Raw genomic sequence first — 13,005 nt, forward strand, 5'->3', positions numbered from 1 at the left:
CCGGCCAGCTCCAGCTCAACGCCTTCGAACCCATCATCGTCCACAGCCTCCACAAGAGCATCTCCCACCTCGAAGCCGCGTGCCGCACCCTCACGGCCCGCTGCGTCCGGGGCATCACCGCCAACACCGAACACCTTCGCCTCACCGTGCAACAATCCATCGGCCTCGTCACCGCCCTGAACCCGCAGCTGGGCTACGCCACAGCCACGGCCATCGCCCAGGAAGCCCTCGCCACCGGCAAGGGCGTCGCGGAACTAGTCCTCGAACACGGCCTGCTCACCGACGAGCAGCTCACCGAGCTCCTCAGCCCGCACCGCCTGGCCAACCTCACCCAATAGCCTCCGCAGACCGACGACCCCGCCCGACCAGGGAGCAAGGGGCACGCCGTCGCGCCCAAAATCCCGACCGACTACAGAGAAAACGGAACTCGATGACGAGGACCGTTCCAGCACCGGGCCACCAACCCGGCCTCTACCCAAGGACTGACTATGAAAAACAAATCAACGATGTGGATCCTGGCAGCGCTCCTGTTCGGAATCCTCAGCGGCCTGCTCTTCCACTGGCTGCTGCCGGTGGACACACGCGAATCCGTCGTGGCGGTCCTCGACACCGTGACGCACATGTTCCTGAACCTCATCAAAATGATCATTGCCCCGCTGATCTTCGCCACCCTCGTCTCCGGCATCGCAGGAGCAGCCAAATCCGCCGGGGTGGGCAAGCTCTTTGGCCGCTCAATGATCTGGTTCCTGACCGCCTCCGTCCTGGTGGGCGCGTTCGGCTTCATCACGGCCCATGTACTCAACGTCGGTGACGGGCTCCACCTGATGCCGGGAGGCGACGCGGGGATGGAAACGAAGCCCCTCGATTACCAGGCGTTCATCACCCACATCATCCCCACGAGCGTCTTCGCCGCACTGACCGAAAACAACCCCCTTCAGATCCTCGTATTCGGCGCCCTCTTCGGCATCGCCCTCCTGAACCTCCGGAAGAAGGGCCGCTCCTCCATAGCCGATGCCATCGACGAACTGATGGGCGTCATGCTGAAGGTCACCGGGTATGTGATGCTGGCGGCACCCGTCGGCGTTTTCGCCGGCATCGCAGCGGCCTTCACCTCCCAAGGTCTCGATGCGTTTGCCACCTACGCGTCGTTCATCGGCGGGTTCTATGTGTCTCTCTCGGCCCTGTGGGTCATCATGGTCGGCGTCGCCGTCGCCTTCCTCGGACGGGCCGCCTTCCGACTGGTACGGATAGTGCGCGAACCCATGGTCATCGCGTTCGCCACCTCCAGCAGTGAAGCCGCCCTGCCCAAGCTCATTGAAGGCCTGACCAAGTTCGGCATCGAGAAGCGCACCACCGGTTTCGTGCTGCCCCTGGGTTACTCGTTCAACGTGGACGGTTCCATGATGTACATGACCTTCGCGTCGGTCTTCCTGATCAACGCCTACGGCATCGACATGGACCTTGGCCAGCAGATCGCGATGACCGCAATGCTCCTGCTCAGCAGCAAGGGCATGGCCGGCGTTCCACGCGGGTCACTCGTCGTCGTAGCCGCCGTGGTCCCTGCCTTCGGCATCCCGGCCGCCGGAATTGGTGTCCTGCTGGTGATCGACCAACTCCTGGACATGGGACGCACCGCCACCAACATCCTGGGAAATGCCATCGCCACCGCGGTCATCGGCCGGAACCACGACAAGTCCACGTCCCTCCTCGAAGCGTCACGCCCGGAAGCCTCCCAGGATGCGCAGGTCACTGAAGACAGCAGGGAGTTTGAGCGTATTCCGATGCACTGACCGGATCCCGCTCGGCCAAATTTTCAAACCTGCGAACCTACCCTCACACCGGATGAAAGGCCATGGCCAATGACCGCTGACTTTGACCTCCAGAGCCCGACGGACGTGCACCGCATTCAGCGGACGAAAAGAGCGAGAAACACTCCGATCAGATCAAAAATCATCGACTACCTGGAAAGCCATGGGGCAAGCAAAGTAGCTGACATCAGCGACGGCATCGCGTCCTCGCGCGGCGCAGTCAGATACCATCTGGCAGCGCTGGAGAGCGCTTCGATCGTCCGTTCCAACATTTCCCCCGGTGCCAGGAGTCGTTTCACGCCCTTCTACGGTCTCGCCCCTGGAAAGACGGAGCCCGCCTCCTAGCCGGACAGCGCTGACTGCAACTCTTGCGGACGACGGCGGGACCTCCCGCCGTCGTCCGCCGTGTCTTTACGGCCGGAATCTCATGTCCTCGCCCCCGACCAACCTCGCAGTTTGGGCGGGCGCCACGTCCGGGGCGAACACCCGGACGCCCCCGGCGAACTGGCACCTTCCCAACGACCCGAAACCCGCAGCACCAAGAACTGGTTGACGCTATATACCGCCAAGCCGGACAGCAGCACACCAAGCTTCGCTCCGTCCCGGCACTGCTCCTGCTCGCCATGGCACTCACCAACCCCGCAGTGCGTGAACTCCTCCAAATGAGCGCGCTGCTCTGGGGCTTTCGCTTGATGTTTCGGCCGCCGGGGTATGGACGAACTGAAGGGATTGAGCCCGGCGCAATACCGGGCGCAATCCCTGCAGTTCCAGCTCCTTGGGGAGCCCGTCAGGCGGCGGGTGGGGTCACTTCTTTTCAGCCAGGAACATTGCCTTTTCAAGCGGTGTCACGGTGAGTGATTTGAGTTGGGCGGTACCGCCTTCTGCAAAGAGGGCCATCTTGTCGGCTCCGGCGTTGGGGAATACCTGGTCGGTGATGGTCCGCAGACCGTCTTGGGCGAAGACCTCTACTGAGGAGCGGTCGAGGTAGACCCGAAGGGTGACGTAGCCCTTCTTGTCCAGGGTGACGGGGGCGTCCTCTATGGAAGCGAAGGACGGGTGGAACGCGGTGTTGCCGGAGTTAGTGCGGTCAACGAAGAGCTTCCCGGTCGTGGCGTCGTAGCCGATGACGGTGGATGCGGCTCCATCGCCCAGCACGGTGATGCCGGATTTCTTGGCCGTGCCCGGCGCGAAGGTGATGTCGACTCGTTGGACCTGGCCCGATGCTGAAGCCGGCAACTGGTGTGTCCCGGCGGGAATCGGTCCGCCCTTCTTATCCTGATAGGAGACTTTCCCGCCCAACTGTTCCACTTGCTTGACAGCGCTTTGGGTGAGGCGAGGGCCGTCAGAAGTCGTGGTCAGGTTGACTTCGCGGGGAAGTGCCATGGCGCTGCGCCAGGGGCTGGTGGGGATGTCATTGGCGTAGTCCCAGTTGTTCATCCAGCCGAGCATGACCCGCTTGTTATCGGGCATGTTGCCGAAGGACACGGAGGCGTAGTAGTCGCGTCCGTAGTCCAGCCAGTCATAGGTCTCCAGGGCCGACTGTGCCGGTTTCGAGGAGAGCATGAAGTCGTCCGCGAGAATGTGGCCCCAACCGAATCGGTTATTGTCGACCACTTTGATATGTGCCTGTTGGCCAACGAATTCTTTGACATTCCATGATGCCCAGTCGAGCTTTTCACTGTCGTTTCCGGTGGCCGTGCGGACCACTTGTCCGTTGACCACGAGGTTTACCGATTCCTCGTCAGACCGGGGAACGGCCGGGCCGTCAGTCAGCATGACGTGGTCAAGGGTCAGGTGTCCCCACCCGCCGGTGGCCTGGTCAACTACACGCAACTGTGCATTCTGTCCCGCGAACTCGGCGACATCCCAGCCTTTCCAGTTCAGGATTCCGGAATTGTCTCCTGCGAGGGAGCGGACCACCTTGCCGTTGACGAGCAACTGGGCGGCCAGGATCTGTCCGGAGTCCGCGGAGCGGTTGCCGCCGCCGACCAGCATGCTCATGAAATTCTTGGTGATGGGGAATTCCGGTGATGTCAGGGTGCCCTGCCGGTCATCGCCCGGTGCGGTGCCGGTCTCGAAGGTGTTGATCCGTTTGGCCCCGAGGTAGAAGTCCCCGCCGCTGGTGGAGGGCTGGAAGTTGGGGGTGAGGTCGCCGGTCCCGGTCCAGCCGGTGTCGGCCAGCGATGTCCCGGCGGGAACCTCGAAGCCGTCAAACTTGAGCTCCCCTTCGGGCGGGGTGTTGTCCAGCTTGTCGGAGACGCGGGGGTGCTTGCCACCGCCCACGAGGAAGTTCAGGTAGTCGTCGGTCACGGTGAAGTTAGGTGACTGCATGGACCCGAGCGGCCAGTCGCCGTCGTTGAAGGAGTTGATCAGGCCACTGCCGTCAAAGCCGGTCACGGGGCTCTGGCCGGGAAGGGCTCCGTTTGCCGGAGTGCTGCCGAATGGGCCGTTCTTCCAGTTTCCTGGCTCGTTGTTGACGGTCCAGCCGTTGTAAGTTCCGTCGTTGAATCCGGCCAGGACCTTCCCGGGAGGGGGCGTGGCCACGGGTTTGGTGGTTTCGGAGGTGAAGGTGGTGCCGTCGAAGTTGCCCACGAAGTACTGGCCAGCGGAGCCGCCGGCCACGCCTCCGGGGTTGATGTTGACGACCATGACCCATTTAACGTTCTTCGGGTCGCCGTCCACGGCGAGGGGAAACAGGTCGGGGCATTCCCACTGCCCGCCGGTGGCATTGGCTGGTCCGAATTCACTCAGGGCGGTCCAGTCCTTGAGATTGGCGGACTTGTAGAGGACGACCTTGTGATCCTGGGCTTCGACCGCGGTCATGAGCCAGTAGCCTCCGCCGCCGGGTTTGTTGTACCAGGAGACCTTAGGGTCACGGAAGTTGGCGGAGTTTCGGTTCAGTACAGGATTGCCGGAGTACTTGGTCCAGGTCTGGCCGTCATCGAGGCTGTAGGCCAGGGACTGCGCCTGCAGGCCGCGGTGGGGCGAGGCGTCCTTGTAGGCGCTGGTGAAGATCGCGATCAGCGGTGGGTTCTCTTTCGTACCGAAACCGGTCGTGTTGTCCTTGTCCACGACGACGCTGCCGGAGAAGATGTCCTGCTCTGCATCGGTGGAGATCGCCAGCGGCTGCTCCTGCCAGTGAACAAGGTCCTTCGATGTGGCGTGGCCCCAGGACATGTTCCCCCAGGTGTTACCGGAGGGGTTGTGCTGGTAGTACATGTGGTAGACGCCCTTGTAGAAGACGAGCCCGTTGGGGTCGTTCATCCAGTTCTTTGCCGGCGTGTAGTGAATGGCCGGCCGGTAGGGTTCGTCCCCGGGGCCCGTCGCGGCCGACGCCGGCAGGGAACCTGCCAGTGCCGCGGCCAGCGTCAGTCCCGCGAGCGTCAGTGCAGAAACGGCATGCGTCCTGCGGGTGGTCGTGTTCTTCATTCGTTTGATTCGCCCTTCGTTGCGCGCGTCGTCGGTAGACAACGTTGTCAGTGCGAAGGACACTAAGTGATGTCCGTCAGACAAGTCAACGGTTTTGGCGGCGCGGGAATGAGGCCGCCCGCCGCGCGGCTGAGCCGGGCGAAGCGATGGGCGGGCAGCAGAAAATTCCCTCCCAGCGGCAGGGCTGGAAGGGTTATTTCCGGCAGGCGGCTCCGTTCAGCCGTCTCCGCGGGTCCTGGACGCAGCAGCTCCCGCCGACCGTGGATCGGCTGGATTTGGCTGAGGGCTATTCCAGCGGCAGAAGCCAGGTCAGTTCCGAGGCGTCGCCTTCGATATGGCGGGCCAGTTCCTCGTTGAATCTGGCGCCGTAATCGGCGCCGATGTGTTCCTGGAACGCGGCTTCATCGCGGTAGACCTCAAAGACAAAGTACTCCCGGGGGTTCTCTTCCCGGGTGCAGGGAAGGAACAGCTCGTTGCCCGGTTCACGGCGCACATGCCGGGTCAGTTCGAGCATCATTTCAGCAACGCGGGCTTCGCTGCCGGGCTTGACGGTGAACTCGGCATACAGGGTCTTGGTCATCATGATCCCTTTCAGGTCGATGGGTTCGAAATATAGTTCAGGAGGCCACCCCTGTCAGGCCGGAGGGCGCAGCTCACCGGAACCTCGTTGTATGAGCTCAGACGGGACAACATAGGTATGCGGGGGCTGCTGGTCGCCATCGATCCTGGCCAGGAGCCGCTCTGCTGCCAGCTTCCCGATCCGCTCGGGGTGCTGGGCGATGACTGTCACGCCGGGATCCATCATGTCGGCAAGCGTGAAGTCATCGAACCCTATCAAGGCCACGCGTTTGCTCAGCCCGAGCTCTCCGAGAGCGCGCATGGCGCCGAACGTGATGAGGTTCTGGCTGGAGAAGATCGCCGTCGGTGGTTCGGCAGCGGTGAGAAGTTCCAACGTGGCCAATCTGGCCGATTCCTCATCGTGCAGGTTTTCACGGACGGGAATCGTGGAGGTGGGAATTCCCTGCCGGCCGATCTCCTCAATGAACCCCCGCCGGCGTTCCTGGGCGGTCTGGATGTCGGTGCGGTCCCCCAGATAGGCGAGCCTGGTGTGGCCGCGGCTGATCAGGTGAGCAGCTGCCCTCGCGGAGCCTGCGGCGTTGTCGGTCACGACGGCATCTGCTTCCACTCCTACCGGTTCACGGTCAATGAAGACCAAAGGCAGGTCACGGGAATGCTCCGGGATCACATACGCCTGGCTCCTGGCGATGGGCGTGAGGATGAGCCCGTCGACACGCCGCCCAAGAAATGCCGCCACGATGTCCTGCTCCCGCTGGGGGTCATCATCCAGGCTCGCCGCAAAGACCGCGATTCCCCTGGCCCCAAGAGCATCTTCTATTGCCCGGTTGATCTCGCCGCTGAACGGGTTGGAAACACTCGGCAGCAACAGCCCGACCGAGAGCGTCCTTCTGCCCGCGCGGCGCAGGCTGCCGGCCGCCATGTCCAGTTGGTAGTTGAGCTGCCGGGAAGCGCTGAGCACCTTGTCGCGGGTGGCTTCCGATACGCCGGGTTCGTCATTGATCACCCGCGAGACGGTCTTAATTCCTACGCCGGCAAGGGCAGCCACGTGGCGCATCGTCGGGCGGCTGGCGGAAAGGGCCGGCTGGCCACGATTGGACATCGTTGTCAAAAAAATCGCTCCTTCTCATTGCATCTATTGACTCTCCGGTGTGATGCTGCTTACATCGTACATGACATCGTTGTCGAGGCCAGTGAGGGCCTCAAACACCAGGAGATTCAATGTTGAGTTCCAAAGCACCCCGTTCAACGGCCACCCGCCTGTTCGCTGCAGGAGCAGTGCTGACTCTGGGAGCGCTCAGTCTTTCTGCCTGTGGTGGCAGTTCCCCGTCCACCTCATCAACCGGTAGCTCGTCAGGGGACAAGGTCGGTGTCTCCCTGATCGTGAAGACGACGACCAACCCGTTCTTCGTCGCCATGGAGGACGGGGCGAAGAAGGCGGCCGAGGCCGGCGGCGTGGACCTGAAGCTCGCTGCGGGCAAGGCTGACGGCGACGAGGACACCCAGATCCAGGCCATTGAGAACGCGATCTCCAAGGGTGACAAGGGCATCCTGATCACCCCCAACGGCCCCTCCGTAGTGGACGCCCTGAAGAAGGCCAAGGACGCCGGGCTCTTCGTCATCGCTCTGGACACCCCGCCGGATCCCGCCGACGCAGCCGACATCACGTTCGCCACTGACAACTTCGCCGCCGGGGAGCTGATCGGCAAATGGACCGCAGCTCAGCTGGACGGGAAAAAAGCGACGATTGCCCTCGTCGATCTCTTTGATGACAAGGTCGTCTCGGTTGACTACAACCGGGACCAGGGCTTCCTGACTGGCCTCGGTATCGACACCGCGGATAAAAAGAAGAACGGCGACGAAGCCAAGACCGGCAAGTACACCGGCGGCAAGGGCGGCGACTACGAGATCGTCGGTAGCCAGGCCTCCCAGGGCGCCGAAGACGGCGGACGCACCGCCATGGAAACCCTCCTGGCCAAGAACCCGAACATCAACGTCGTCTACACCATCAACGAACCTGCGGCAGCGGGTGCCTTCGAGGCACTGAAGGCCGCCGGCAAGGAAAAGGACGTGCTGGTCGTCTCGGTGGACGGCGGTTGCACCGGCGTGAACAACGTCAAGTCCGGCGTCATCGGCGCCACGGCCCAGCAGTACCCGGTCAAGATGGCCGAACTGGGCGTCAAGGCCATCGTTGACCTCGCCAAGACCGGCCAGAAGCCGGCCAACTCACCGGGGCTGGACTTCTACAACACCGGCGTCGAGCTCGTCACAGACAAGCCTGCCGACGGCGTGAAGAGCATCACCACCACCCAAGCCTCCGACATCTGCTGGGGAAAGTAACCCACCCAGCTTCACTGCGGGGCGGCGACCCGGCGCCCGCTATCGGCCTCCCCGCCCCGCATCTCCCGAGCTAGGGCCTCCCCTAGCAACCATCACGGAAGATCAGGACCAATCGTGACCCAGCAACAGACCGCCGGCCCGCCCAGCGCCGGGCATGCCGACCTGGCAGAGGAATTCCTTGACCGCCAGACACCGCTCAGCCGGATACGCAATATCCTCCACCGCTACCCCGCCCTCAGTCCCGCCATCGTACTTCTCATCGCGGTGGTGGTGTTCGGCCTCCTCAATGACAGGTTCCTGCGGGTTGAAAACCTCTCGCTGATTACCCAGCAGGTCTCCGTCGTCGGCACCCTGGCCATCGCCCAGACCCTCATCATCCTCACCGCTGGCATCGACCTCTCCGTCGGCGCCGTCATGATCCTCTCCTCCATGGTCATGGCCCAGCTCGCCGTCAACAACGGACTGCCCGCACCTGTTGCACTGCTCGCAGGCCTGGTCGTAGGACTTGCCGCCGGAGCACTCAACGGATTCCTGGTCACCAGGTTCCGGCTCCCGCCGTTCATCGTCACCCTCGGCACGCTGAACATCTTCATCGCCCTGACACTGCTCTACTCCAACGGAGCGACCGTTCGCGGCTCGGCCATGCCTCCCCTGCTGACCTGGACCGGCACCACCTTCCCGCTCGGCCCCGTGCGGATCTCCACCGGCGTCGTCATGATGCTCCTGCTCTATGTCGCGGTCGCCTTCATCCTGGGCAAGACGGCCTGGGGCCGGCATGTCTACGCCGTGGGCGATGACAAGGAAGCCGCCCGCCTGGCTGGCATCCCCGTCAACCGGGTTCTCATGAGCGTCTACCTCGCCGCCGGCGCCGTCCTGGCCGCCGGCGCCTGGATCCAGATCGGGCGCACCAACGCCGCCAGCCCCAACGCCGGCGTAGACCTGAACCTGGACTCCATCACCGCCGTCGTGATCGGCGGAACCAGCCTCTTCGGCGGCCGCGGCTCCATCTGGGGTTCACTGCTTGGAGCGCTGATCGTGGGTGTCTTCCGCAACGGCCTCTCGCTCGCCGGGCTGGACGTGCTGTACCAGACGCTCGCCGTGGGCGTCCTGATCATTGTTGCTGTGTCCGTCGATCAGTGGATCCGAAAGGTCAAGTCATGACCACGACAGAATTTGAAGCCCCCCACGTCGCCACGCGCGAGCCCATCCTGCAGGCCCGGAACCTCGTCAAGACTTTCGGCCGTGTCGTGGGACTGGACGGGGTCAGTCTCGACCTCTACCCGGGCGAAGTCCTCGCGATCATCGGCGACAACGGCGCAGGCAAGTCAACCCTGATCAAATGCCTCACCGGAGCAGAAGTCCCGGACTCCGGCGAGCTCTTCATGTCAGGACAGCCCGTGCACTTCAAGCGGCCGCAGGACGCCAGGGTCCACGGCATCGAAACCGTTTACCAGAACCTCGCTGTCTCACCGGCCCTCGACGTCGCCTCGAACTTGTTCCTGGGTCGGGAGGAAAGGCGTGCGGGACTCCTCGGGAGCGTGTTCCGGATGCTTGACACCAAAGGTATGCGCCGGAAGGCCAAGGAAGAGCTGACCAGGTTGGGCATCTCCACCCTGCAGGACGTGACAGTGCCGGTGGAGAACCTCTCGGGCGGCCAGCGCCAGGCTGTCGCCGTGGCCCGCGCCGCAGCGTTCGGTTCAAAGGTCGTTGTGCTGGATGAACCGACGGCGGCACTTGGCGTCCGGGAATCGAACCAGGTCCTCCAGCTGGTCCGGGACCTTCGCGACCGAGGCCTGCCGGTCATCTTGATCAGCCACAACATGCCCCACGTCTTTGACGTAGCGGACAGGATCCACATCCAGCGCCTGGGCAAGTGCGCTGCCACCATCACTCCGCAATCACACACAATGACCGACGCAGTGGCGATCATGACCGGCGCAGCCACCGCCTGATGGCCGGCTAGTACCCTCCCGCTCTACCGGAGCTCCCTTCTCCGTCCGCGGACCTCCCCCAGGTCCGCGGACGGATCCATACCGGGAGTTCCCATCATCACCATCCCACGAGAGACAGACCATGGATTACCTCACAACAGCCCGGAACGACGCTCACCAGACGCTCGACGTCATGGTCATAGGCGAAGCGCTGATCGACGTGGTCACCACGTCGCACGACACGGTGGAGCACCCCGGCGGCTCACCGGCCAACGTCGCTTACGGACTTGGCCGCCTCGCCGTCACCACAGGTCTGCTCACGGCCATCGCCCCGGACGCGCGTGGGATTTCCATCGAAAACCACCTCAGCAGCGCAGGCGTCATACTTCTGCCCGGATCAAAATCCCTCACCAAAACGGCATCGGCCACAGCAACCCTTGGACCCGACGGCTCCGCTAAGTACGACTTCGACATCTCCTGGGATCTTGCCCCGACAGCCCCCGCCTACTTCCCAAAAATCCTGCACACCGGATCCATCGCCACTTTCCTTAATCCCGGTGCCGGCGCCGTGAAATCCCTGCTCGAACAAGCCCGCACACACTGCATGATCACCTATGACCCGAATATCCGTCCAGCCCTGCTCGGCAGCCACAGGGAAGCTTTGGCCACCTTCGAAGAGCTCGTGCCCCTAACCGACGTCGTCAAACTCAGCGACGAAGATGCCTACTGGCTGTACCCCCAAAAAAGCCTGGACGAAACCGCAGCACACATCCTCGGTCTGGGCGCCGGACTTACCGTCATCACCAAAGGCGCCGACGGCTCACAATTCACCACCCCCGCCGCTAACATCAGCATTCCCGCCGTGAAGTCCAAAGTTGCCGACACCATCGGCGCCGGGGACTCCTACATGTCCGCCCTGATCCTGGGCTTTCTCACCCGAGGAACCGAAGGTTTCGCCCCAGCTGTCTTGGAGCAGCTTGGACACACCGCAGCTGCAGCCGCGGCCATCACCGTGCAGCGCCCGGGAGCAAACCCCCCGACCCTGGAAGAACTCAACATCGCAATCGAAGCCCATCCCGGTGCCCAATACGGGGGTTCCTGAACCACCTAATCAAATGACGGTTGTCCCGGATACCGCTCCTTCAGCGCCACCCTCGCCCGCCTCCCAGACCGGAAAATCCTCAGTCCGACCAGGTCAGCTCCCCCGAGGCCCTAGGCAGACACCCGGTCGGCACCGGAACGAATCAAAAAGCACAGGACGTCCGACGCCGGATATCTCCGACGACGGCGACCGGCGCCCTCGCCTCCGACCACTCACGCCCGGCCGCTCATCGCCCTCGATGCCACTGTCTGACGACACGCCAGAGAAATAGAGACGAGCCGGGGTGGTGGTAGAGCACGCTCTGGCAGTCATGGCGAAAACCGCGAATCCAGGGATGGATGAACACTGGACTCCCCCGGGAACATGCGAGGTCCGGCCCGATCCGACCCACATACGACTCGATCCGAAGGCGGAAGTGTGGACAATGTACACACACCGCAAATTCGCCGTTTCAGAGCGTTCCGGCCACCAGCCACATCCCAGACCGCAGGGGGCGCGGCCCTTCTTTGCGCGCCTCAGGAGCTGCGCAACTGCCCGTCAGATGTGTCCGCAAGCCGGTCCTGAAGCGCGACACGTTACGTCCCCTCCCCCGCCGCGAGAACTTCCCTAGGTGTGAATCTGTGACTGTGGGCTGAGAATGGCGGGTTAATACACAGTTGGGATGGCGGTTTCGGTGCTCCGTGTGGAGAAGCATCGGTGCTGCTGCACAGATCCCGTTACATCGTTACTCAATAGGGGACATCGCCACTCAGGTTAACTGCGTAGAGGCCAAGTTCGTGACGCGTCAGAAGTTCCTTGCGCCAGCAGCACCAACCGGTCGATATCCAGGTTTGTAACTTTCTGACAGCGCCGTCACGGCGGCAATATCCTGGGGGGTCGTTCGACAGCACCCGCCAACGAGCCGGGCACCAAGTTCACGCCAGATTGGCGTTCCCTCCGCAAGGCTTGCGGGCTGTTTACTATCGGGGCCCGACGGGCTCGCCGCGGCCGGCCCCCACGTTTTGGTGACTGCGTCATAGCTTTCGCCCGAATTCGGATATGCGATCAGGGGCGTATCAGTGGCTCTGCCCAGGGCCTCCAGCGATGGGGAGACCAGCTCCAGCGGCACGCAGTTCACGCCGATAGCCGCCACGAGCGGCTCTGCCGTCAAGAGCTTTGCCGCCTGAGCCAGCGGCGTACCGTCGCTGATGTGGCCGCCATCCCGTAGCGTGAAGGAGAGCCAGGCTTCGACGTCGAACTCTTTCATGAGTGCCAACAGGGCCTCGGCCTCCGGCAATGAAGGCAGCGTCTCACAGGCAAGAAAGTCCGCTCCGGCCTCCACCAGCGATGCGATTCGGGGCCGGTGGAACTCCAAAAACTCTTTTCGGCTGAGGACATAGTCGCCCCGGTATTCCGATCCATCGGCAAGGTACGCGCCGTAGGGCCCGACCGATCCTGCAACAAGCAGGGGGCCCGCATCCGGGTTTTCCGCCAGGTACTCGCGGCGTGCCTCGTCGGCCAGGCGCACACTCAATGCCACCCGTTCCAAGGCCGCTTGCTCGCCGATGCCGCGGCGCGCGAATCCCAGGGGTGTGGCTTGATAGCTAGCCGTGATGGCGACAGTGGCTCCGGCGCGGAAGTAATCGTGGTGTACGCGCTTGACCAGTTCCGGTTGCTCCAGAAGGACTTTAGCCGACCACAAAGGGTCTTCCAGATCGCAGCCTTGCGCTTCAAGCTCGGTGGCGAGCGCACCGTCCACGGTCAGGTTCGCTCCGGCGTTGAGCATGCGGGAAAGGATGGTACTGGGCATCGTTCAGGGCTCCAAGCATTTCGGTTTGTT

Annotated in this window: 10 protein-coding genes and 1 pseudogene; 7 read left to right on the forward strand and 4 right to left on the reverse strand. The window is 63.1% G+C overall.

Going from position 1 to position 13,005, the window contains the following annotated elements:
- From aspA to AC1DFR_RS20015, 3 genes and pseudogenes are all read left to right on the forward strand, one after another.
- Positions 1 to 338: pseudogene (gene aspA, locus AC1DFR_RS20005) on the forward strand (aspartate ammonia-lyase); the annotation flags it as partial.
- A 150-nt stretch (positions 339 to 488) separates the two neighbouring features.
- Positions 489 to 1,790 carry a dicarboxylate/amino acid:cation symporter gene (locus AC1DFR_RS20010; RefSeq protein WP_476874297.1) on the forward strand — a complete coding sequence of 434 codons (1,302 nt, stop codon included), beginning with the start codon at positions 489 to 491 and terminating at the stop codon, positions 1,788 to 1,790.
- A 69-nt stretch (positions 1,791 to 1,859) separates the two neighbouring features.
- Positions 1,860 to 2,153 (forward strand): winged helix-turn-helix domain-containing protein, encoded by a 294-nt coding sequence (locus AC1DFR_RS20015; RefSeq protein ID WP_476874298.1) that lies wholly within the window; start codon positions 1,860 to 1,862, stop codon positions 2,151 to 2,153.
- A gap of 459 nt (positions 2,154 to 2,612) precedes the next feature.
- On the opposite strand, the gene AC1DFR_RS20020 is transcribed toward AC1DFR_RS20015, so the two are convergent.
- The 3 genes from AC1DFR_RS20020 to AC1DFR_RS20030 all read right to left on the reverse strand — a co-directional run bounded on the left by AC1DFR_RS20020 (position 2,613) and on the right by AC1DFR_RS20030 (position 6,870).
- The gene (locus AC1DFR_RS20020; RefSeq protein WP_476874299.1) at positions 2,613 to 5,237 is read right to left on the reverse strand and encodes a GH32 C-terminal domain-containing protein; all 2,625 of its coding nucleotides are present in this window, start codon (positions 5,235 to 5,237) and stop codon (positions 2,613 to 2,615) included.
- Between the two features lie 286 nt (positions 5,238 to 5,523).
- The gene (locus AC1DFR_RS20025; protein ID WP_028275207.1) at positions 5,524 to 5,817 is read right to left on the reverse strand and encodes a putative quinol monooxygenase; all 294 of its coding nucleotides are present in this window, start codon (positions 5,815 to 5,817) and stop codon (positions 5,524 to 5,526) included.
- A 54-nt stretch (positions 5,818 to 5,871) separates the two neighbouring features.
- Positions 5,872 to 6,870: a LacI family DNA-binding transcriptional regulator gene (locus AC1DFR_RS20030; RefSeq protein ID WP_476874313.1), complete on the reverse strand. Its 999-nt coding sequence runs from the start codon at positions 6,868 to 6,870 to the stop codon at positions 5,872 to 5,874.
- Between the two features lie 164 nt (positions 6,871 to 7,034).
- On the opposite strand from AC1DFR_RS20030, the gene AC1DFR_RS20035 reads away from it, so the two are divergent.
- From AC1DFR_RS20035 to AC1DFR_RS20050, 4 genes are all read left to right on the forward strand, one after another.
- Positions 7,035 to 8,153 carry a substrate-binding domain-containing protein gene (locus AC1DFR_RS20035; RefSeq protein WP_223917292.1) on the forward strand — a complete coding sequence of 373 codons (1,119 nt, stop codon included), beginning with the start codon at positions 7,035 to 7,037 and terminating at the stop codon, positions 8,151 to 8,153.
- Positions 8,154 to 8,267: 114 nt separating this feature from the next.
- Complete coding sequence (locus AC1DFR_RS20040; protein WP_476858240.1) at positions 8,268 to 9,314, forward strand: ABC transporter permease; 1,047 nt, start codon at positions 8,268 to 8,270, stop codon at positions 9,312 to 9,314.
- Positions 9,311 to 10,105, forward strand: coding sequence for an ATP-binding cassette domain-containing protein (locus AC1DFR_RS20045; protein WP_230011630.1), 795 nt, complete (start codon positions 9,311 to 9,313; stop codon positions 10,103 to 10,105). Before AC1DFR_RS20040 ends, AC1DFR_RS20045 begins: the two co-directional genes overlap by 4 nt.
- Positions 10,106 to 10,226: 121 nt before the next feature.
- A complete protein-coding gene (locus AC1DFR_RS20050; protein ID WP_476874300.1) occupies positions 10,227 to 11,186 on the forward strand; it encodes a carbohydrate kinase family protein in 960 nt (319 codons plus the stop codon).
- A 784-nt stretch (positions 11,187 to 11,970) separates the two neighbouring features.
- Here AC1DFR_RS20050 and mmuM read toward each other — a convergent pair.
- The gene (gene mmuM, locus AC1DFR_RS20055; protein ID WP_476874301.1) at positions 11,971 to 12,975 is read right to left on the reverse strand and encodes a homocysteine S-methyltransferase; all 1,005 of its coding nucleotides are present in this window, start codon (positions 12,973 to 12,975) and stop codon (positions 11,971 to 11,973) included.
- Positions 12,976 to 13,005: the final 30 nt, after the last annotated feature.

It is taken from the genome of Arthrobacter sp. 05T410 (assembly GCF_056396505.1).